This window comes from Stieleria tagensis (assembly GCF_024129865.1).
GTDB lineage: Bacteria > Planctomycetota > Planctomycetia > Pirellulales > Pirellulaceae > Stieleria > Stieleria tagensis.
Window position 1 is genome coordinate 20,012 of the sequence record NZ_JAMYFE010000060.1, and the last position, 22,734, is coordinate 42,745.

Here is a 22,734-nt window from a genome sequence, read left to right on the forward strand (position 1 = left end):
CCCCGGTTTCAACTCGAAAGTAAATCATGGCAAAACTGATCTGGATTCTCATGGCTCTCGCAGCAGGCTCCGCATTGCCGCTGCAAGGCGGTGTCAATGCGAAACGTGGAAAAGCGGGATCCAGTCCGGCTCATGCGGCCTGTCGGCTACGCTTGGTATTGTGAAAGGGATTCGAAGTCAGAAAACGCTTCGCCTTCGCTGGCGAATAGCATTCCAATAATATCGGGAGATAGAATTCACTTTCGCCAAATTGATTTGAGTTGCTGCAGGGTGGTGTCAGTGACTCTTGCGGATTCGTCGCCGGCAAAGACTTCGATCATCGGCTGATTCGCTGTTGGGAAGATGCGGTCGCTGATGACCGCTTCGCCATCGCCTGCAAAGACTTCGATCGACGAACGGTCGACGATGATTTGCAGTGTGATTGCACCATCGATCAGACGGGCTGGTGCCTCGTGGCGTCCGGCAAATGCTTTGTGAAAGTCGACGATTCCAGATTTCCTTCGATCCACGTAGACGACGCCCGGCTCACGGTCGTAGCCGACCTCCGTAAACTCATCCTCGCCCGTGCGAATCCGAAAGCCACACGATCGCGCCCCCGCGGGTTGTAAGGTTGTTTCAAGGACAAAGTTCATGTCGGTCAGAGCGCCCGGTTTCGTGACGGCAACGGGAGGCCAGGTCGCCGCATCGGTGTTTAGACTCAGTGTTTTCACGTCGAGTTGGCGAAGTTCTTTTACTGGTCGCTGCACCAGTGCGTAGATGGAGTCGCCAGTGCTGTCGAACGCCGGCACCTTACGCAGACTCAACGTACGAGGGATCGACATGCAGCTGCGCCAGGGTGATGTCGGCACTAGGCAAGTTTCCCAGTTGTTCAGCCAGCCAATCCAGATTCGTCGTCCATCCGATTCCGGAATGTTTGACCAACTGACCGGAGCATAGAAATCTCGGCCAAAGTCGACCCAACGAGCATCCTGGTTGGCGGTGAATGTCGTGCCGTCAAAGTGCCCGACAAAGTACTCACCTCCGCTGCCACCGGCGATGCTACCGTCACCCATGTCGACTTCCAAAACCCACAACTTTCTTCCCGGCTCATTTTCGACAGACAATTCAAACAAGTCGGGACATTCCCAATTCGATTTCCCCGTCGTACCGGCGGGCCCAAAGCGGCTAAGTTCTTCCCAGCTCTTTAAATCGCTCGACGCATAGAACATCAGAATCTTGTCGGCAGCCAGTGAAACGACCATGACCCAACGATTGCTGGGTGCATGCCAGAAGACTTTTGGGTCACGAAAATCAGGAATGTTATTGTCCAGGACCGGATTCTCGGCGTATTGAGTCCAAGTGCGGCCATCATCGGTACTGTACGCCAAATTCTGAACCTGTTTGCCGTGACCATGGCCGGTGTAAACAGCAACCATTGGCGGTTTTTTGCCATCGCCGAATCCGGACGTGTTCTTGTGATCGACAACGCAGCAACCGCTGAACGCCATCACGCCATCTTCTTCAGGGATCGCCAGCGGCAAGTGCTTCCAATGGATCAGGTCTCGGCTGACAGCATGCCCCCAACTCATGTGGCCCCACGAATTGCCCGCTGGGTTGTACTGGTAAAACAAGTGATATTCACCGTTATGAAACACCAGCCCGTTGGGGTCATTCATCCAGTTGATTTCCGGAGTGAAATGCACCTGCGGACGAAGCGGTTCATTCAGATAAACAGCGGATTGTCGGTATTCGGCAAGCTTGTATTGGAGGTCGAATCGCTTGGGCGGCAGATCTGTCTGGATGATGTGATCAACGGCGATGTGCCCCCATCCGCCGGTCGCCCTGTCGAATATCCTGAGTCGGGCCTGCTTGCCTGACAACTCGGACACGTCCCAGGATGACCACTCGAGTTCTTCCGATTCCGATCCCGTTGCGGCGCGCAGGCGTTTTCCATCCACCAGCAATTCGATGCCGACCGTTTCTTTATGCGGACCGCCCCCAACCAGGAATGCGATGTAAGAACGCTGGATCGTGATTTCGGCGCTCGTAGCAGTTCCAACCGACGCATCACCTCCGTGAAAGGTGTTCACCAATCCACTGCCTCGAAATCCGGAGACCGCCTGTTGGTTTGCCAGTGTTCCGCTAGCCGGTGCGTCACCGAATGCTTCGCCAGTGATGGTCCAACCTTCATACGATCTCGATTCGAAATCGGCTACTAAAAGGTCCTCGGCCCGCATCGGTCCCCGGCCTGCGATGAGACACAACACAGAAAATGCGAAGAAATACTGAAGCTTCATGAGAAATTTCTAAATTTTGGATACACGCAGGATGCCGTTTCATTCCGCTATCCCAAGGTCGTGTTCAATTTGCTCCAGGGGACGCCCCTTGGTTTCCGGCACCATGGTTTTCACCCAGAGAAGTTGCAATACCATCATCAAGCAGAAGAAAGAGAAAACGTACCCGGGAGCAAAAGCGGTGACCATCGATGGAAAGAACATCGTGAGCAACGCCGCGAAAATCCAGTGCGTAAAACTGCCGAGCGATTGTCCCTGGGCGCGGTGACGATTAGGAAAGATCTCGGAAATAAATACCCAGATCACCGCACCTTGGCCCACCGCGTGTGCCGCGATGAACGCAAAGATGCAAGCCGGTACAATGGCATAGCTCTCCGTGAAGAACGCCCACGCGCAAAGTCCCAACGACGCGATGTAACCGAATGATCCGATGGTAAGCAGCGTCCTGCGGCCCAGACGGTCGATTAGCCACAAACCGATGAAAGTGAAGATCAAGTTGGTAACACCGATACCAATAGACTGTAGCAGTGCCGCCTGCGCGCCCAAACCAGTCAATTCAAAAATGCGAGGTGCGAAATACAGAATGGCATTAATGCCGGATAACTGATTGAAGAAAGCGATCAGAAACGCGAGTAGGATCGGAGTCTTGAGACGTGCCGTCCAGAATCCACTGGTGCTGGATGCTTCATGAGCAACCGCTGAGATCTCTTCCACCTTCGCTTGGATGTCCCCCTCCAGTGCGTCCGGATGGATCAACCGCAAAACCGCGGCACCACCCTTGCGATCTTCTTTGTAACCGATCAACCAGCGCGGGCTCTCGGGCAAACCAAAGCACATGACACTGTAGATTAAGGCCGGAATCGCTTCGACCCCAAGCATCCAACGCCAAGCGTTTTCGCCCGTTCTGCCGATCAGCATGTTGGAAACAAACGCAACTAGAATTCCAAACACGATGTTGAATTGAAACATGCCCGCTAGGCGACCTCGATGCTCTGGCGGCGCGATCTCGGCGATGTATAAAGGCGCGGCAACGGTCGAAATACCAACGCCCAGTCCGCCAATAAAACGAGCGACCATGAAGGAGTAAAAATCGTTCGCGAGGGCAGACCAAATCGCCGACACAAAGTACAAGATTCCGATCCAAAGCAGCGTCTTCTTGCGGCCGAAATGGTCTGTCGGCCAGCTGCCCAGCAGCGAACCAATGACGGTGCCCCAGAGCGCCATGCTCATTGCCAGCCCATGATGGAAATCGCCCAGCTCCCATAGCGACTGAATCGTTTTTTCCGCTCCCGAGATCACCACGGTGTCGAAACCGAACAGGAAGCCGGCCAGTGCCGCAGTGAGTGACCAATAGAAGAGTCGTTGATTCAAGATTCGGCGCCCTGATTGCGGTTTGCGATGAATTTCAATTGTATTGTGGTATGTTTCGTTTCAAACATCTCTCGCTACGCTTTTCGTAACTGTTCACGGTTCGGCGCGTACGTTGAGCCAGCTGACTTGTACTGCTGAACCATTTTAGCCGGCGGAGAACAAGGGTGGCGGACGCTCGCTGCGAAAAAAGTGCTCGAGCGAACTTCGCAAGACGTCAAGTAGCGATTTGTCGTGTTCTGAACACGTCGCCATGACAGTTCAGATCCGTTCGAGCCAACGTTGTCCGCCTTCGCTCTGGCTGCCCTGGGGCACCTTGCGATCAATCACCCAACTCGTCACGCCGATGAGTGACACTGAACATGTCCCGGATCGCATCGATGTTCGGTGGTTTCGGTGCGGCTTACAATTTCGATCTGCTGGACGGTGGACACAGGGTTCTCGTGGTCGCTCGTCACTGGCCCACCACAGCACGGGCACTGCTGGTAGGCATACTGCGTCAACCAACCCAGTTCGTCTTCGAGAAGTGCTGGTCGGATCGTCCGCTGACGGACTTTCTGGCCGCCCTTTTTGCGTTTGCCGGGGAGACCTTCAAGGCCGGTTGGGTTTGACGATGCCCGAGGATGGCGGCTTGGAATTATTGGTAGAGTTCTTCATCGCAGCAGCCAACTTCCGCTCCAACTCATCAAACCATGCCGACAGATCCGCGAGTGCCTTTTCAAGACGCTCGCAATTCAGACATCCGTTCCCATTGCTCATGTCCGCCAGGTTTAGCCGACACCCGAAAATCCAAGAACATCAGTTTCAAATCCGTGAACAGCTACCTTCTTTAAAGGCGTCCCACCGCGCAGGCACAACCGATCGGTTTGGTCGGACCGTTGACCGATCGCACCGCGCGCGGCGGGACGTATGGGGTCGTTAGCCCACCTGGCGTCTGCGGCAAGGCGCGGATCGTCAGACAGTGGATTCAAAACGTGGTGGAATGATCTATGAAAGGCTTCTAGAGAGTCGGACAAGACAGGCTGGTGACCTATCCCGCGCGAAACAGCCAGAACCTAGACCAGGATCGGCGGACCGCGAGGATGCGCGATCAAAAGAGATGCCGACGCGAAGACGGTGTCGGCAGACAAAGCAACGGACTGTGATACACGACCAGTCGCAAGCGGAACAGACAGTTCCCAAACCACGCCACAGGGACTCACCAGCGACTGACAAATTATGCAGTCATCCGAATCGTGCTCGCGATGCGAGCCGCAATCATCCCCGAGTTGCAAGTGATTTGGGCCAGCCGATGCAACCACTTCATCATCGTGATGATGGCAACAGTGCGAACAAGCCGACACCGTTTCCTGGCTGAGAGCGGCAACTTCGTCGGCTTTCGAGTGAGAGTGCCCGTCGCAGGTGGCCACGTGCAACCAGGCTGGTGCATGCCCAAAGGCAATTACACAGCACAGAATGCTCGATAGAATAGGCCGAACCGGCGAAGCCATGACGACGTTCGTTTCAAAGAGTTTGAGTTGCAAAATGGTCCGACCAAAGACGATTGCTGCTGATTACGATGACTGCAACCGTTCGGTTCGTCAAGATGGTCGGGAAAGTTATCGAGAATTCGTTACTCGTCGATTCGATTCAGCTGCCGATCGCGAATAGACGTGTGCCGGTGCGGACGATGATGTGCCCATCGGATGCGGCAACGCCATAAACGATTGGGTCTCGGGACGTCGCAGCAGAATCTTTACGACGCTCGGCGAAACTTGCTGCCATCGCGTCAATTTCACTGGCATCAAGCTTGCCATCGCCATTGGTATCCACCCGTGAGAGCATCGGCCGAATCCGTTCGGAGATTTCGTCGCCTTGGAGGACACCGTCACCATTTGCATCGCCAGCTTTCATCCTTGCAGCCATGCCGCCGCCGGGACCGCCCGACGACGACGAGTCCTGTTCGTGTGATGAGTCCCGCGCGGTTTCGGTATAGGTTTCAGGCTTGGGTGGATCCTCTGAATTCCAGAGCGAATGGGTTGCCAACGTTTTATGCTCTGGACCCGCGATCACGACGTGGCAGCGACCGTTCTTGCAGAAGAAATACAAACGGTTTCCGCTAACGATTGGAGTTGCCCAACAGTCGCTACCCAGACGCTTGCGGTAGGCGACTTCGCCGGACACGACGTTCAAGCAATGCAGCACATTGGCTTTACTAAGAAAATACGCAAACCCGTCCACGATCACAGGGCTAGCGTATTCGCAAATCGCCTTGTCGGCCCGCCATAGGACTCGCGGTTTTCCATCGCTGATTTGCGACAGATCCAAACAGCAATTCGATTGCATCGCGCCGTCCTCGGCAAACTCCGGCAACCTGGCACCAACGACCAGATAATTGCCGGAAACGGTTGGGGAGGGCACCGAATTGCCTTCGATTCCCTCCATCATCCATAACATTTCACCGCTGGCGACGTCGTAACCCGCCACGGTTCCTCCGCTGCTGACGATGACTTGTTGCTGCCCGTCGACATCGGCGACGATTGGCGACGACCACGACTTTGACGACGGGCGATCGACGCTCCAAGTCGTCTCACCGGACGCCTTTTCGATCGCCAGCAAGAACGACGGACCACCGTGCTCCAAGTTCAAAAAAACGTGTGTTTCATTTTGAGCCAGTGAGGAACCGATCCCGTGGGAGTTGTCGAACTTGCCGGTGGCACTGGATTCGTCCCTTGCCCAAAGCTTCTGACCGTGCAAATCAACGGCCACAAAATCGCCTGTTTCAAAGAAAGCATAGACGCCGCGTTCGTCAACAACGGGTGTCGGTGCCGCTCGCGCGTTCATGTAATTCGACGGGTGCCCGTGAGTCGAATCGTGTTGATACGACCACCGCAGCTCACCGGATTTCAGTTCATGGCACTCGATCAGGCAGGTCTCGCACATTGGACCAATCACGCTGGTCGTGAAAATCAGCCCGCTGTGAATAACGGGTGATGACTGGCCGTACCCTTGCGTTTCAGTCTGCCAAGCAATGCCGCTACTGGAGGACCACTGCGTTGGCAGCGGTTCGCTGACCCGCGAGTTTCCGCCGTTGCGAAAGGAGGGCCAATCGGCTGACGCGGGCGACAAGCACAAGATGACGGCGATGCAACTCGCCACGGTTCTGATTCCGTTGCAGGATTGATGATGATTCATTTTGAGTGATTCTCGATTTCAGGGAGTGAGGGGGCGAATGGCACCGCGGGGCAGCTCGATTTTCTGTTGATCGTTGGCGGCGAACGGCTTCAACCGTAAATTGTTGCCGGCCGCTTTGGCGAACTTGGAATCAAGCATCCAGCCGCCATCGCCCTGCGATTGCAGCGCGACGAAATATTCGGTTGGTTCGGGCGAAGGAATCTCCGCGAAGTGCGCGCGCCCGTCGCTGGCCGAGATCGCTTTTGCCAACACCGGGCCGGCCAAGGTTGCGTGCAAGCTCACTTCAACATCAGCTAGCGGATCGGATTGATACGAGACCGCGACACTGGGGCCGCTGGGTGCAGACCCTACTTCGTCGCCATCCACGCAACCAACGACTGAAAAAATCGATGCGATCAAGCAAGCGCTGAAAGCAATTTTCATAGCGACACCTCAATCAATTTGCGATCATTGCGTGAGCAACGTCGGTGATTGAGTTCGCGATCGACCAGCAAATCAATGTTTGCGGTAGCGTCTACGCGATACATCTGATTTTGAGTGTTTGGGTTCATTTTGTTTTCTTTGTAGTGATTGAATAGAGGAACGAAGTGCTGCGCTGAAAGACGCGCGCAGCTCTAGCCCTATGCCGCGTGATCCGCGAAATATGCATGTGATTGCCCTGCAGAAGCGAGAGCGTGACGCGAGCCGTTGGCTCAAGCGAACGAGGGCGGTCCGCGCGGAGCGGCGACGAGTTGAAATGTCGCAATGAGAGTCCGCGGCGGAAGCGACACATGCGGCAGAGTGAGCATTTGGACGCCGATCAAAACGTCAATTTCCCACGTCACGCCACTGGCAGAACCGAGAGACTGGCAGATCGAGCAAGTGCCATGATCGTGATGATCAGCCGGTTGTTCGCCCTCATGATTCGCTACATCAGATCCCGCTGGTTCATCGTGATGATGAAGGCATCCATGTTCGCAAGAACCGGCAGTGCCCGTTTGGAGCTCGTCGGTTTCGCCGACACAACTCGCGTCATTGCAGGACGCGACGTGCAACCAGGCTGGTGCGTGACCGAGAGCGGCAACGCAGCAAAGTACGCCAAAGAGCAATGGTCGGAAGCGAGTGGGCACGAACAAAGTTCACTTGAAAGAAGTCGTTTGCAGTGTGGTCCGACCAAGGACAGACGATGAACACGATACGATCTAGCCCCTCGATGGGTTCGTCAAGTGGCAAGGCCGTTTTTTGTTGGATGCCCCCGTCCCAGATAGAACATCGGGTCATGGCACCTCGATCCCCAGATACCGAACCATTTCGATTGACACTGCGTAGCGATCCAGTAACAATCAAACAATCCTTGGTCGGACCGTTGATTTTGTCTTCACCTACTGGTGATGGCCCTTCTCGTGATTCAACGTTGGACACCGATCACTTGTTTTCGATTCGTAACCTGACGACTTACTTTGTCTTGACGGCATTGCTGTTTAGCAATGTTGCTGGCTGGGTTCACGTCGGCTGTGTTTCGGACAGTCATCAGGCGAACGCCGCTCAAGAAAATGGTGGGCATCGGTGCAGTTGCCACCACGACCATTGCAACAGTGGACCATCGCCGGCAGATCGAGAAACGCTGCCGATTGACGAGCATGACTCTGGTTCGTGCAGTATTTGCCAAAGCTTTTATGCATCGCGGAATGCCGTCGTTGCACGCGACGTTTCGATTACCTGGACGTCGGTGTTGGTGGCTCGACTGCGGGTTGTTTCGAGCAGCCTTCATCTTGAGCAAACCCGTCTGAGCGGACTCTCGGTCCGAGGCCCACCGAACGCATAACGCGTTTTGTGTTGAAAAAGTCTCTCAGTCCTCGTACCGAAGGTGCGCTCCTCATGGCTGTCGTCCATGCTGCGCCCACGGACCGAAGTCGGTTGTCACGCATGATGACGACGGATCTTTGTCATTGGGCAAACCGTTTTGTTTATTGGCTTCAAGAACCTGTCGGCTGGTTCGCGTTGGCAACCGCCGCTAGCGTGATGATTGGGCTGTACTTCAGTCCGATCGGCTGGGCGTTGGCTGCGTCGCTTGCTGCGATCATGGTCACCGGCATGGCTTGGCCGTGGATCGCCGTCCATGTGACACAGTGTGCATTGCAACCCGAAACCATCGCGGTTCACGAGGACACGCCGTGCCAGATGATCATGAGCGTTCGCAATCGGGCACCGATTCCCGTCTGGGGCTTAACGATCCAAGGCTATTTGGATTGCGACATTTCCGGCAAAGCGACACCCACGGTCGGTCTCGCATGCGTCCCGCCACTTTGCACGGCAGATTACCGAATCAACGTGACGCCGGCGATGCGAGGCCACTATCCGGCCAACGAACCCCAAGTCGCCTGTTCGTTTCCGCTGGGGATCTGGACGGCGCGACGCTCGCTGAAAGAAATTCACCCCCTGACGGTCTGGCCCAAACTATTTCCAATTCATGGCGTTTTACCGATCGTCGGCTTCACCCCTGCTGACCAAGGCGAAGGCAGTCGTGGCGGTCGCAGCGGCGATTTTGTAGGCGTGCGTACATTTCGTCGCAGCGATTCGGCCAGGCATGTCAATTGGATCGCGTCGGCGCGTTCGGAGACCCTGATCGTGACCGAACGAGGTGTCTCGCAATCGGTTGCGTTGGATGTTTTTGTTGACACAAAAAATCAATGCGGTCGTGAATCGTTGGCTCGGCAAATTCGAGTCACAGCGAGTATTCTGGCATCCCTTCACCAATCCCGCATCACAACGCAAGTTTGGATTGGTGACCGTCGTTTAACGTACAAGCACAATGCCCACGGACGCCGTCAAATGCTCGACGCTTTGGCGAGCGTTCCCGTCGATGGCAAATCCTGCGATCTGTATCAACCAGTCGGCTCGCACGCCAGCCTGGTAATCTCTCATGCGTCGTGTGGTTCCGTGCGTGTCTGCATTTCCAACCCGCGGAGCGGACGACGGGCGGGTGGCGTAAGTCGCCAGATCATCATCGGTCCGCGTGAAGACTTGGCCGCCGCCATCGCAACGCTTTGGACGGAGGTGCGTGATGGCCACGTGGCAGCTTGAACGCAAGCCAACCGAAGCGATCCTGTTAGCGGTGTTGTCGATCGTGGCAGTGGCGGCATTGCGGTTCCCAGTTGAAATGCAAACGCTGTTCATTGCGGAGATGTTCGCGATCGCTGGCCTTGTCGCAACAAAATTCATAAAGACTTTCAAATACAGCTACATCTCGCTTGCCGCCCCCGTGACGCCGATCGTGTTCGCAATCATCGCACGAACAATCGGGCGACCGATCGCGTTTGAGATGACGGTGCTCACCACGTTCGGTGCGGCGGCATTAGTGATGGCACTTGGATGCAATCGCACCCGAGCGATGTCGCTTGTCGCCTCCGGTTTTTTGACTCTGTTTGCGGTCACGATCTCCGACAACACCTCTGCAGTGCTACTGGCGATCACTTGGATGGCTGTATGCATTTGGCACCTGGTGGCCAATCATTGGGAACAGGTTGAACTGTGTTCCGCCGATCAAGTCCGTCGCGGATCAAGTGTTCGCCCTGTATCTGTATTCGTAGCAATCGCAGTTTGCATCGTCAGCGGGTGGGTGGTTCAAGACCGCTTTGGTGAATCAAAGCGGTTTGAGTTTGGGTTCATGCCAACCAGCGGCGGTTCACTGTGGTCGGATCCAGCGGCCCGTGGTGGTGTGGGAACCGGCGACGCGGCGATCGCCGCCAGGGATCACGCCGAGTCGTTCGGCGCGGTGGAGTCGGACTTGTTTCTTGAATCGACCGAGTCAACCTTGTTCGACATGTTCAGCGATTCAATCGGAGAACCGCAGAAGAAGACCAAGTGGGAACGCCGCCAAGGTTTAACGGCCGACCGAGTTTTGGAGGCTCATCAAAAGACCGCAAAGAGCGAGAAAGGGGGCAGCTCGTTTTCGACCGATCGGATGCCGCCAAAAAAGCATTTGCACCTAAACGACTCGGCTGAAAACGCTGTGGTCCAGTGGGCTGGACCGACGGGGATTCGTCTGGCGATGAATCGCTACGACACCTTCAACGGGGTTCAATGGACGAACGAGGCCGAACATCGCAATGAGAAATTAATTCGGCAGGAACTCGATGGAGCGGTTTGGTACTGCGACCCAGCGGCTAGACCGTTGGCAAAGTTATCGACGCAGGTGAATTTGCTGAAGGTGCTGCGATTGGATTCGACGCGGCTTCCGGTGCCGATGATGACGTCGGCGGTTCACATCAAAGACGTCGATCGACCAGACTTTTTTGCGATTGAAGACGACGGGTCCTTCTTTATGCCTGGGCGCGACAAGGTTCCTCAATTGACCGTCGTGAACATCGCCTCGGTCAACATCATGGAGGATGAACTGTGGAAGAAACTGACACGTGACACTCTCTCTGAGAGGATGAAACAGGATCGACCGGAACTCTTGACGAGTTCCGCTATGCAATGGACCGCCGATCTTGATCACCCTTACGAAAAGCTGCAAGCGATCGTCTCACACCTCCGCACCGAATTCACCTTCGATCGCGAGGTCGCGCTGGGCGATGAGAATTCCCTTGCAGCATTCATGCGAACTCGTCGCGGGGGCGATCACTTATTCGCAACCACGGCGGCATTGATGGCCCGCGAAATCGGCCTGCAATCGAGGTTGGTCACCGGGTTTTACGTTCGTCCCTCGGCGATCGATGTCGCCGCTGGTCATACAAACATTTTGCCAGCCGACGTTCACGTTTGGACTGAGATCCGACTCAACGACGGGCGATGGTTCGAGATCGAACCGACGCCGGGATATCGCGAACCGATCTACACACCGTCGACATGGTTGGTGGCGAAACAGTTTGCGGCGGCGAATTGGCCACAGGCCATCGGGATGACCGTGATCGCAGGACTGTTGTTCCTGACACGATTGTTTTGGATCGAACTCGGATTGACTTTGTTCTATCCCATCGGCTCGCTCGTTTGGCCCCGTGGCCGACTGACGCTCGCGATGCATGTATTGCAGACACGAGCGAAAGTAGCCGGTTGCCCTCGTCAGGCCGGCCGACCACAGCGAGATTGGTTGCTAGCGCTCACCGCCACCCAGGAATCGCTGCGAGAAACTGCGGGTCGTTTTTGCGATGCCGCCGACCGCGCCGCGTTCGCCGGAAACCATGACGTACCGCACGATCACAATCTCTCCAAAGAACTATTGATGAACCTGAAGATACGAATCCTCCGACAACTCGCCACGGAGACGTCCCGATGACGATGCTTGATACAACAGAGGATATCGAGGTGTTTGACAAAACGCTCCATGGCCTGCGACGCCAACTCAACCGTGTGTTGCTGGGCAAGCACGACGCGATTGAATTGGTGATTGCATGCCTGTTGGCGCATGGACATTTGTTACTGGACGATCTGCCGGGTACGGGCAAGACCACCCTGGCCAAGGCGATTGCGGCGTGCGTTGGTGGCAAGCTTGCTCGGGTGCAATGCACGCCCGACTTGTTGCCGTCGGACGTGACCGGGTTCAACTTGTTCAATCAGAAGACACGTGAGTTTGAATTTCACCATGGGCCAGTTTTCTCAGACGTACTATTAGCCGATGAACTCAACCGTACGACGCCGCGAACACAAAGTGCGTTGCTCGAGGCGATGGCGGAACGGCAGGTAACGATCGATGCGGTGCCCTACGATCTGCCGAAAACATTTTTTGTGATCGCGACGCAAAACCCGATTGATTCGCACGGGGCGTATCCCTTGCCCGAAGCGCAATTGGATCGATTCACAATCAAATTGAAAATCGGCTATCCCGATCGCGAGTCTCAGATGGGCATCTTGGAAGCGGCATCGAGTGTGGAATCCGCAGGGGAAGCTCTTTCGCCTGTGCTATCGCTCGATGAACTTGCTCGGATTCAGGAGGCGGTGCATACGATCACGGTGCATCCACAGGTCCGTGCGTACTTGGTCGATTTGGTCCAAGCGACACAGGGTGATGCGGCAATTCAATTGGGAGTCAGCCCGCGTGGCATGCTGCTGTGGCAACGGATCGCTCAAGCGTGGGCGATGTTGCAAGGGCGTGATTTTGTCACACCCAGCGATGTTGCTCACGTCGCCCGCCCGGTGTTGTCGGTTCGATTGTTGACAACGACCGATGACGTCGACGGCGTGATCGAGCGTTTACTGGATACCGTTGCCGCACCGGAGTACCGATGATGATCAAACATCCTGACAGTGAAAGGCGTCAAAAAGTTCGATCGCTCCCGTTCCTAGCTCTGCCGAAACTTTTAATGAGTTCCGTGACGTTGATATCCCTTGTCCTGACCGGCTGTGGCCCTCAAGACAGCGCCCCCAAAACATCGCTCTTCGAAGACGACCACGCTGTCGCGAAACATCGTCCCGATGACTTGGCCGACGTCGCTGTGAAGTTGCGTGAGCGAATCGGTCGAGAAGACGCCAGCGAGCAAACAAAGCACGAGATCGAAGATCTCGTCAGTTGGACGGCGGAAATTGCCGCCGACACCAATCTTTCCGAATTCGATTGGTTGCCGTTGTACCATGCCAGCGAATCGCTTGCGAAAAACCTGCGCTCGGTAGAGGGCACCCTGACTGACAAAAATCGCAAACAAATTGAATCGCATTGTGAGCTGGTGGATCAGACCGTCGGACAGATTCCAGAGCCACATTCAAGCCTCGTGAAAGACCAACCATGAACCAATCCGTTTCGGTAATGCTGGTCGGCGGATTGATTCGCGTTCTGCAAGGATTTGCGCAAGCCGCACCGACCTTGTTGGTCGGACTGTTGATCGCGTCAGTCCTGCGGTACTACCTGGGCTGCCCCGGCACGCGACGATTGTTCGGCGGTGATCGCTGGCGTTCATTGCCCCAATCGTGGCTGGTCGGCATGCTGTTGCCGGTTTGTTCGATTGGTGTGTTGCCGATTCTGTTTGAGATGCGACGCGCGAAAGTCAAACCCGGTGCCATGTCGGCGTTTGCGCTGTCCGCTCCCTTGTTCAATCCATTGTCGTTGCTCTACGGGCTGACGCTCAGCCGCCCGTTGGTCATCATTCTGTTCGCTCTGGGATCACTAGTCATCGTGACGGCGCTCGGACTTTTCTGGGACAGGTTTGCACCGTCCAATGAACCTACGACGCGAGGCGACGGTGGGGAAGACCTGAAATCCGATCATCTGATCGGACTTCGCCGCGTCTTTGCCACGATCGTTCACTTTACACGCGAAACCACCGGCGTCACGATGCTGGTCACGCTCGTTGCACTGTCGGGACTGGCCGTCCTCGCTGCGGTATTGCCGTACGGCGCCATGCAACACTCCGTCGAACGAGACGACTGGTGGGCACCGTTGAAAATGTTATTTGTTGCCGTGCCGGTCTATGCCACTCCGATGTTGGCGATGAGCCAAATGGGCATGATGTTCCAGCATGCTAATTCGCCCGGTGCTTCCTTCACATTGCTGATCCTAGGCGCTGGCATGAACTTGGCCACGCCCCTCTGGTTCGCACGTCACTACGGATGGAAAGCGGCGTCGATGTGGGTGGCGTCGTTGTTAGTGATCGTGCTGGGGTTGTCCTATGCGATCAACAAACCGCTGGTGCCTCCCGGCGTCGAGCCTGCCGGTCACACGCACGCGTTCGATATATACGCCAACCCGTTGTCGACGTATCACCAACTGAATGCGGCCACGGTGCTCGAAATGGTCTCCAAGGAGATTGACATCAGCGTTCTCGCTTCATTGATCGCACTGGCGACCGCCGCGTTTTTAGGTTTGGTGTTTCGTGGGCTGAATCTCAATGAAGCATCGCTCGTCGCCGGTGCCAAGGCGAGTTCGTTCGCTTCATCGCTGCAATCGACCGACAGCGAACCACGGCGAGGCCTGGATGTCCTTGTGCCGCCCGGCGTGATTGGCGCAACCATCCTGGCCGGCCTGTTCGCGTTGAGTGTTGTCGCCTGCTATGCCTATTACCCGCCACCGGACGAGTGCCTGGAAGAAATCAGGACGGCGCGGGCGGAATGTTTATCCGCGGCAAACAGTGGCCAAGTCGACCACGCGTTGTATTGGTTGCCGATTTGGGATGACTGGAGTCGACGGTTGGAAGTCGGCACGTTTCTGCGAACCGGCCAACTGCGTCCCTACCAACGCGTGCAAGGTTATTTGATCCGTAAAAAGCTTGAGTTGCTTGAGCATGAACTGGAACATGATCCGCACGAACCGGAGGAAACGCGGCGGGTTGTAAGGGATATCCTGGCGACAAATTCTCGCTGGGTTCGCTCATTCCACCCCACAGACTAACAATCGCGGCCCACCGTGATTACAATTCTTGGTGGTCGGACCGGACGACTGCACCCTTTTGCGGATGTTCCGTTTCATGTTAGTTGCTAGAAAACGTTTAACGAACGGCTTTACGCTGATCGAATTGTTGGTGGTCATTGCGCTCATCGGCGTTCTGATCGCGTTGATGCTGCCTGCCGTCCAATCAGCTCGCGAAGCCGCGCGAAGCACCGATTGCAAGAATCGCATTCGCCAGTTGGCTTTGGCCACGCACATGCATCACGATTCGCTCGGCTATTTTCCGCCTGCGCGTTACGAGTCACGCCCTGATGCCGCCCCCGCCGATCAGTGCGGCTTGGAAACTCCAACGTGGCTCGCTCGCGTGATGCCCTACATCGAACAGTCCGCGCTGGGCGCGCAGTGGGACCACTCAAAACCTTGGCACCAGCACCCCGAAAACGTTCGCACGGTCGTGCCCGATATCTTTCTGTGCCCCTCACGACGGTCGGGCACGCGACCCATTGGCACACGAAATCTGAGAACGACCGTGACGGGAGAGGGTGGTCGATTGCCATGTGGTTGTCCCATCCCGCCACGTCCCGTCGACGTGACGCTTAATGTCGAAGGAGCACTCAGCGACTACGCTGGCAATCATGGTGACCTGACTCCCGGTGCGACGGGTGCACCCACGGATTTTTACTTCGGCGGCAATGGCACGGGGGTCATCATCAGCGTGCGTCCAAATTGCAAATCCGGCAAAGCAATCTCACCATTGGACCGAATCCGCATGGCATCCGTCACCGATGGGACCTCCAGCACTTTCTTGTTCGGCGAAAAGTTTGTCTCATTGAACGGACTGACCCAATTCCCCGAAGACTCACCGGCCTACGATGGCGACCACCTACCCGCCTCGTGCCGTTTGGCCGGTCCGGGTTTGCGACTGGCAAATGGACCAAACGATGTCCTAGCCGATATGTTTTCGTTCGGTAGCTGGCATCCCGCAGGTGTTCACTTTGCGTTGGTCGATGGCAGCGTTCGGTTGTTCACGCCAGAAACCGACACGAAACTGCTCGGAACGCTGGCAAATCGACGCGACGCGCGAGTGGTGGAGTTAGCGGAGTGAACCGACATTGCCTTGCATCTTTCACGCTGGCGTTCATCCCGATGCTAATCATACCGGTCAGCGGATGCGGCAATTCGAAAAGTTCTTACCAAGGAAGCGTCCGTTTCGCCAATGGCGACCCCGTGCAATCGGGCAGTGTGGAATTTCGCTCGCTCGCCGACGGATCGCGATACGCCAGTCGTATTGCCAGCGACGGGAGCTTTGCGCTCGCCGACCAATCCGGCGCCCACCGATGCCCCCCAGGTGATTACGAAGTCGTCGTTGTCCAAATTGTACTGACCGAAGACCTGGCCGCTGACGCTCATGATCACGGCCAAACCGTGCCACGCCACTACGCCGACTACTACACCAGCGGACTTCGAATCACGAACCCGAGTGAGTCAACCACTCCTCTGCAAATCACGCTTGAAACATCCGACAAGTCGTCTGCGGTCACCAGGCCACGATATGAGGGCCATGCAAATTCAGCCGTGCGCCGCCAAGTTTCAACGCTCTGACTCCTGACACCCAGTTACACCCGGGGTTCCTGCCGAGCCTGCCTCCAGCAGGTGCGACAGTGCCCCCGGGCTAAGCTTCAGAGAATTTTGTTCATCCACACTTGCGGAAAAAAATCTCCTCGCCATACTTCTTGAGAACGAATCGCAACAAGCGACCCTCGTTGTCGACGACGCAGCAAGCAACGGGCTGCCGGTTCTTAGGAACCCGCACGTCACCCTCCAGCCAGCCACGCTCGATCCAGCCCTCGAAAACTTCTTCGAGAGCTGATCCTTCCATCCGTGTGCCCGCTTTCCTGGAGATTCACCCATGTTCCGGCTGTCTATACGTTCGCCTTTTAGTCACCTGCCCTGCGATTTTGGAAAGCAGGGGCAGCGTGCCAAAGATTCAAAACACTGCTCGCGGATCAACGATCGGCGTGCCTTCACACTCGTCGAATTGCTAGTGGTGATCGCGATCATTGGCATTCTGGTGGGGTTGTTGCTTCCCGCAGTCCAAGCTGCTCGCGAGGCTGCCCGAAAAATGTCTTGCAGCAACAACATGCGGCAGATCGTTCTTGCAACCCACAACTATCACGGGACGTTCAATCAGTTCCCTTCAGGCAGTATCCAAAGCAACTTCATAAGTCCGTTCGTCGCGGTGCTGTCGCATTTGGAAGAGTCAAATAATTATCAGCAATGGGACTTTTCTAAAAGCTACAGCGATCCCTACAACCGCGAAGTTTCGTCACAGAAAATTGCGACGTACCTTTGCCCATCGATGATCCTCAATCGCGACGCCCCCGACACGCGTATTGGAACAACCGGCAAGCCAGTGGAAACGGGTGCTCCGGCCAGTTACCTCTGGTGTGAGGGCACCGACGACTACATGAAAAAGGGAGACGGTTTGTTTGGATTGAACTGGCCCGGCTACGGCTACAACAATCCCCCCAACCGTTTTCGAGATTGTTTCGACGGGACTTCGTCAACGATCGCGTTGGGAGAAACGGTTTACGATTACAAGGACTATCTTTGGAGTGGTAGCTCATTGCCAGCCGGCATGGCAGGTACGGTGAAGTGGGGAACGGCCCGCTGGGTCGTCGGCTATCCGAAGATCGCTTTGGGCACAACGCTCTATCCACTCAATGTGCATACTGCGGCCAATATGGGTGGCTTTGCAAGCCAACACGTCGGCGGTGCGTACTTTGTTTACGCTGACGGCAGTACTCGATTCGTCACTGACTCGATCGACTACACCATCTACACCGCACTGGCCACCAAGAACGGTAGCGAAGTCATTGCCGGAGACGCGCCGTGATGTTGCACTTCAAAATCTGGAACAGAGCGATGGAAGCCACCATTTTCAGCTTGATCACTCTAACACTGTTTCTATCTGTCGGATGCTCATCGCAAGATGAAGTACGCATCGACGTCAGCGGAACCATTAGCACGGGCTCAAATCCCGTGCCGGACGGGACACTCGTCCTGACCCCGTTGGATCAAGGCGAAATGCCGGTCGCGGCGCTCATCGAGGCAGGGAAATTTGCGTTCGACGCAACGACCGGTCCGAAGCCCGGCGAGTACCTCGCTCGTGTCAACGCTGCGGAAGCCACGATTGAAGAAATATCGGAGGCTGCACAGCAAGACCCGCGTCAAGCAGCAAGGCAATTCAACGTGAATCGCACGTCAGCCAGCGCTGGTCAGTCTCGATCTCCAGAGGCATCCATCGTGATCGGTGACCAGCCCGGTCAAGTGATTGCAATTGAATTAAAATAGCGAGCGGGAAAAACAAAGAATCCTGCCACGTCTCGCCAGATGCAATCGGTACCGGAGCCGAACGATGGCAGCTCTACTTGACCAGTCCGTCGTCATTTGCCAACCGGTGCACCAATCGCCGACTTGGAAGCCGCTGCCTTCGATCTACCGGACGAAGTCAGCAGCTTCGGCGTTTCGCTCCAACGGCAGTTCGTCATCGCGGGACCAATTGTCGGTCGCGAACATCCGGTGCGCGATTGAACGATGCGGAATTCTTCGCTCGCAAGCACTCGTCGCGCAGGCGCTTCACTGACCTGAAGTTCCTGGTCGCCCCTGCTGCAGTCTTTCCAGTGGCCATGATCGCCTCGTCTTCTTGCAGCAAATTCATGATCTGATTTGGCTTCTGCCGTTTTCGTTTCTTTGTCCGCGAATGTCACTTTTGGCCAGAATCGGCAGCTAAACTGCGATAACACGCGTTCCAGAGTTTGGACAGCACTGCAGTTCAGCCCTAAGCTGGACAGGAAACTCCGCCAACCACGAACCAACGAAAGAAACTAAATTGAAGAACGTTGAAATCAAAGTCCTCATGAAGATCTTGGCCAGTGCTTTTGTTGCTTTGACATTGTCCGCCTCATTGGCTCGGGCTGAGACACCATCGCCCCCGTACGACGGAAGCTGGGAGTCGTTGCAAAAGATGCCAGTGCCGGCTTGGTTCGACGACGGCAAGGTCGGCATCTTCATTCATTGGGGCCCCTACAGCGCAATTGGTTATCGCAAGGGCGGGCGCGGTTATGCGGAACATGTGCCAAAGATGATCTATGCAGATCCTACGCACTATTACCCCTATCTGAAACAACGCTGGGGTGCTCATCCACCGGAGTTCGGCTACAAGGACATCATTCCTGAGTTCAAGGCGGAGAATTGGAACCCGGACGATTGGGCTGCGTTGTTTGCTGAAGTGGGCGCAAAGTATGTGGTGTTCACGGCGGAACATCATGACGGTTGGGCCAACTGGGATTCGGACCTGACGCCATGGAATGCGGTGGATAAGGGACCGAAACGCGACCTGGTCGGCGATCTCGGCAAAGCGCTGCGAGCCAAGGGTTTGAAATATGCCCCCTCCTATCACCGCGAACGTCACACCGGATTTTTTGCGATAGAGCCGTATGTCGTGCACGGCGAGCCGCGCCCAGATATTGTCGAGGAAATCCGCCGTGACCCTGAGGCGCGGATGCTATACGGTCCAGAATTCAGCTACAGCAAAGCTTATGTGGACAACTATGTGGCGCGTTGGAAAGAAATCCAGGAAAAGTACCAGCCCGACATGCTGTGGATGGATGACTTTCCCATCTACACCCGCGATGGCAATCACGTTCGCATGGGAATGATGAAACCGGAGATCAAGTATTTCGATGATCAGGTCCGAGGCATGATCACCGATTTCATGAACGATGGCGCCGCCCGTGGAGCGGAAGTTTATGTGAATAACAAAGGGAAGAATCGTAACTGGCCGGACGGGGTGGGTTGTCTCGAAAAAGACAATCTAAAACTCAATGTGATCGGCCCCAAATGGCAGAGTTGCACCACCTTTGGCACCTCGTTTGGGTATTTGCAGGGCGATCAATACAAGAGCATTAACAGTGTCATTCATGAAATGATCGAGGTGATTAGCCGCAACGGAAATTTCCTGGTTAACATCGGGCCGATGGCCGACGGATCGATTGCCCCTCCCCAACTGGAACGTCTGCACGCAATGGGCGACTGGTTGCGGATTAACGGAGAAGCGATCTATGGAACCCGCTACTGGAAGATGTCCGATCAGAAAAACGAGCGTCTTGCATTCACCACCAAAGGTAAAAAACTTTACGCGATTAAGCTGCAACAGCCTTCCTCGCCATTTGTTATCACGGGCACGGCAGGCTGGAACGCCGAACAAGTAAAATCGGTGACACTTCTCGGCGCTGATTCGGATGTAAGCTGGAAAATGACGCCTGCCGGATTGCAGATCAAGCCGCCGGCTGATTTGGGTTCCAGTCAAATTGCCTGGTCATTTGAAATCGTCACCGATCGTGAACAGCATGTTCCGAATGTGATTCAGAAAGACGCGACCGAAGCCTTGAAGGGCACGAAAGCGGTTGATCTCGAAGGGAGCGTGGAAAGCGCGTTCAGTGAGATCCCTGCCCCGAACGGAACAATGATCGAAGTCGAAACTGCTTTCGCCGCGAATGGGTTTGCAAAATTGCCTGTTCCACCCGCGTCTGGAAAAACGGTGATGGCCAATAGGAAGACCGGGCACGAAAAAATCGAGACGTTGGTTGATGGCAAACTAAGCGAGAGCTTTGGCCCGATTTTTGGAAACGCAATTCACAACGGTGCCTATAAAATGGATCTGGGCAGCGTACAATCGATTGCCGCCATCACGAGTTGGTCGTTTAACATGAAAGGATTTCGTGGCCCTCAGAAACTCACACTGTACGGTAGCGATTCGGCCACTGACCCTGGCTGGGATTTATCTAACTTCACTTCGATCTGCACGATTGATACGACCGGTACCAAGAAAGCGAGTTTCACTGCGGCATCGTTACGCGCGCTCGAGGGGCAGTCGATCGGGCAGTTCCGCTGGATCGTCTGGGACGTTTCTCCTATCACAGAAATCGGCGAAAAAACGGCCTTCCAAGAACTGGCCGTGGAGTTGGTTCCTGCGGCGAAGCGACCGAACATTCTGTACATTGTTGCCGATGACCAAGCCCCCTTTGATCTTAAAATCTACGATCCGAAATCGGCGCTCGACACGCCAGTCATTGATCGCTTGGCCGCCGAGGGATTGGTGCTGGATGGTGCTCATCAGATGGGAGCTTGGTGTGGCGGCGTGTGCACTCCGTCACGCCATATGATCATGTCCGGACGCACGCTTTGGCATGTTCCGGACAAACCCAATTTAGCTCGCAATCCGATCGCCGCGGATCCGAAACATGTCCCACCGAACCTTGCGGATCACACCATGGCAGCGGTTTTCAACGCCGCGGGGTATGACACCATGCGAACCTGCAAGAAAGGAAATAGTTACGCCGCTGCGAATGCGAAGTTCACGGTCGTTCATGATTCCACCAAGCGAGGTGGCACGGATGAGAGCGGCAGCGCATGGCACGCGAAACAGGTGCTCAACTATCTCGACCAACGCGAGTCATCCAACGACCAAGATCCATTTTTGATCTATTTTGGTTTTTCGCATCCTCACGATACTCGGGATGGCAAGCCTGAGCTTCTCGCCAAATATGGTGCGGTGAACCATCGAGATAAAAGAAGTCTCCCTCCGGCTAATCCAAAACAGCCCAAACTTCCGCACAACTATCTCCCAAAGCACCCGTTCAACAATTCGGACATGAACGTGCGCGATGAGGTAAACGTCAGCGGAGTCTGGACCAACCGTGATGAGCGCACCATTCGCAACGAGTTGGGTCGCGAGTTTGCATGCAGTGAAAACATCGACATTCAGATCGGCGCAGTTTTAGCAAAGCTGAAGCAGATGGGCGAACTGGAAAACACCTATATCTTCTACACGTCCGACCACGGAATGGCGATCGGTCGGCACGGACTGCAGGGCAAACAGAATCTCTACGAGCACACCTTCCGTGTCCCCTACATCGTGAAGGGCCCCGGCATCAAGCCAGGATCCCGTGCGGTGGGTAATATCTACCATCTCGACACGCTCGCAACCTTGTGCGACCTCGCTGGGATTGAAACGCCGAAGACAAGCGAAGGCATTAGTTTTAGGTCGGTTCTCGAAGGGAAGAAGGATACGGTCCGTGAGGTGCTCTATGGCGCGTATTGCGGTGGTGCAAAACCTGGAATGCGTTGCGTCAAAAAAGGCGATTGGAAACTGATTCGCTGCGAATCGGTGGAAGACGGCGTGAGTGAAACCCAGCTTTTCAACCTGGCCGAAAACCCAGAGGAACTGTTGGCCGAACACCACGATCCGAAAGTCATTGCGTTAACCGGCTACACGCCAAATCCGAAGCAAATCAATCTCGCGAGTGATCCAGCCTATGCTGGGAAGCTCAAGGAAATGGAACAGATTCTGCTGGACGAGATGCGCGATCACTTCGATCCGTATCGTTTATCCGGGCAACCCGACGATGGCTTGAATACCAGAGGCAGCACGGATTCGCCAGCAAGTAGTAGTGAGCCAGCGAAGAACCGTAAACACAAACAGCTCGTCAATTAGGGCTGGTCTCTTCAGAAGCCGCCAGAGAGGAAACCAATTCCAATCACCCGCTGCTGATCAGATCG

At 55.4% G+C, this 22,734-nt stretch carries 18 protein-coding genes; 14 read left to right on the forward strand and 4 right to left on the reverse strand.

The annotated features are described in order from the left end of the window. Nucleotides 1-26: 26 nt before the first annotated feature. The gene (locus tag NHH03_RS15090) at nucleotides 27-164 is read left to right on the forward strand and encodes a DMT family transporter (protein ID WP_253157491.1); all 138 of its coding nucleotides are present in this window, start codon (nucleotides 27-29) and stop codon (nucleotides 162-164) included. 72 nt (nucleotides 165-236) lie between these two features. Here NHH03_RS15090 and NHH03_RS15095 read toward each other — a convergent pair whose 3' ends face one another. Both NHH03_RS15095 and NHH03_RS15100 read right to left on the reverse strand, forming a co-directional pair. Continuing rightward, nucleotides 237-2,276 (reverse strand): glycoside hydrolase family 32 protein, encoded by a 2,040-nt coding sequence (locus NHH03_RS15095; RefSeq protein ID WP_253157493.1) that lies wholly within the window; start codon nucleotides 2,274-2,276, stop codon nucleotides 237-239. Between the two features lie 39 nt (nucleotides 2,277-2,315). Continuing rightward, on the reverse strand, nucleotides 2,316-3,644 hold the full coding sequence (locus NHH03_RS15100; protein ID WP_253157495.1) for a sugar porter family MFS transporter: 1,329 nt from the start codon (nucleotides 3,642-3,644) through the stop codon (nucleotides 2,316-2,318). Nucleotides 3,645-4,003: 359 nt separating this feature from the next. On the opposite strand from NHH03_RS15100, the gene NHH03_RS15105 reads away from it, so the two are divergent. Then, complete coding sequence (locus NHH03_RS15105) at nucleotides 4,004-4,252, forward strand: hypothetical protein (RefSeq protein WP_253157496.1); 249 nt, start codon at nucleotides 4,004-4,006, stop codon at nucleotides 4,250-4,252. 1,018 nt (nucleotides 4,253-5,270) lie between these two features. Here NHH03_RS15105 and NHH03_RS15110 read toward each other — a convergent pair. Continuing rightward, a complete protein-coding gene (locus tag NHH03_RS15110; RefSeq protein ID WP_253157498.1) occupies nucleotides 5,271-6,815 on the reverse strand; it encodes an outer membrane protein assembly factor BamB family protein in 1,545 nt (514 codons plus the stop codon). A gap of 18 nt (nucleotides 6,816-6,833) precedes the next feature. Beyond that, nucleotides 6,834-7,238: a hypothetical protein gene (locus NHH03_RS15115; protein ID WP_253157501.1), complete on the reverse strand. Its 405-nt coding sequence runs from the start codon at nucleotides 7,236-7,238 to the stop codon at nucleotides 6,834-6,836. A gap of 452 nt (nucleotides 7,239-7,690) precedes the next feature. Between NHH03_RS15115 and NHH03_RS15120 the strand changes: the two genes are divergently transcribed. The 12 genes from NHH03_RS15120 (at nucleotide 7,691) to NHH03_RS15175 (ending at nucleotide 22,669) form a co-directional block, all read left to right on the forward strand. Further along, complete coding sequence (locus NHH03_RS15120; RefSeq protein ID WP_253157502.1) at nucleotides 7,691-7,984, forward strand: hypothetical protein; 294 nt, start codon at nucleotides 7,691-7,693, stop codon at nucleotides 7,982-7,984. An 89-nt stretch (nucleotides 7,985-8,073) separates the two neighbouring features. Next, nucleotides 8,074-8,619: a hypothetical protein gene (locus tag NHH03_RS15125; protein WP_253157504.1), complete on the forward strand. Its 546-nt coding sequence runs from the start codon at nucleotides 8,074-8,076 to the stop codon at nucleotides 8,617-8,619. Between the two features lie 53 nt (nucleotides 8,620-8,672). Next, the gene (locus NHH03_RS15130) at nucleotides 8,673-9,878 is read left to right on the forward strand and encodes a DUF58 domain-containing protein (protein ID WP_253157506.1); all 1,206 of its coding nucleotides are present in this window, start codon (nucleotides 8,673-8,675) and stop codon (nucleotides 9,876-9,878) included. Beyond that, a complete protein-coding gene (locus tag NHH03_RS15135; protein WP_253157508.1) occupies nucleotides 9,859-12,072 on the forward strand; it encodes a transglutaminase-like domain-containing protein in 2,214 nt (737 codons plus the stop codon). The genes NHH03_RS15130 and NHH03_RS15135 overlap by 20 nt, the downstream gene beginning before the upstream one ends. Before the next feature lie 2 nt (nucleotides 12,073-12,074). After that, nucleotides 12,075-13,022 (forward strand): AAA family ATPase, encoded by a 948-nt coding sequence (locus tag NHH03_RS15140; protein WP_390895570.1) that lies wholly within the window; start codon nucleotides 12,075-12,077, stop codon nucleotides 13,020-13,022. A gap of 74 nt (nucleotides 13,023-13,096) precedes the next feature. Then, a complete protein-coding gene (locus NHH03_RS15145) occupies nucleotides 13,097-13,519 on the forward strand; it encodes a hypothetical protein (protein ID WP_253157511.1) in 423 nt (140 codons plus the stop codon). Beyond that, the gene (locus NHH03_RS15150; RefSeq protein ID WP_253157513.1) at nucleotides 13,516-15,114 is read left to right on the forward strand and encodes a permease; all 1,599 of its coding nucleotides are present in this window, start codon (nucleotides 13,516-13,518) and stop codon (nucleotides 15,112-15,114) included. The genes NHH03_RS15145 and NHH03_RS15150 overlap by 4 nt, the downstream gene beginning before the upstream one ends. 64 nt (nucleotides 15,115-15,178) lie before the next feature. After that, nucleotides 15,179-16,216: a DUF1559 family PulG-like putative transporter gene (locus NHH03_RS15155; protein WP_390895571.1), complete on the forward strand. Its 1,038-nt coding sequence runs from the start codon at nucleotides 15,179-15,181 to the stop codon at nucleotides 16,214-16,216. Continuing rightward, on the forward strand, nucleotides 16,213-16,713 hold the full coding sequence (locus NHH03_RS15160; protein ID WP_253157516.1) for a carboxypeptidase-like regulatory domain-containing protein: 501 nt from the start codon (nucleotides 16,213-16,215) through the stop codon (nucleotides 16,711-16,713). Before NHH03_RS15155 ends, NHH03_RS15160 begins: the two co-directional genes overlap by 4 nt. Before the next feature lie 307 nt (nucleotides 16,714-17,020). Next, entirely contained in the window at nucleotides 17,021-18,007 is a 987-nt protein-coding gene (locus NHH03_RS15165; RefSeq protein WP_253157519.1) for a DUF1559 domain-containing protein, read from the forward strand. Nucleotides 18,008-18,036: 29 nt separating this feature from the next. Further along, nucleotides 18,037-18,465, forward strand: a complete 429-nt coding sequence (locus NHH03_RS15170) for a hypothetical protein (RefSeq protein ID WP_253157521.1) — start codon at nucleotides 18,037-18,039, stop codon at nucleotides 18,463-18,465. A 538-nt stretch (nucleotides 18,466-19,003) separates the two neighbouring features. Next, nucleotides 19,004-22,669, forward strand: a complete 3,666-nt coding sequence (locus NHH03_RS15175) for an alpha-L-fucosidase (protein WP_253157524.1) — start codon at nucleotides 19,004-19,006, stop codon at nucleotides 22,667-22,669. Nucleotides 22,670-22,734 lie beyond the last annotated feature (65 nt).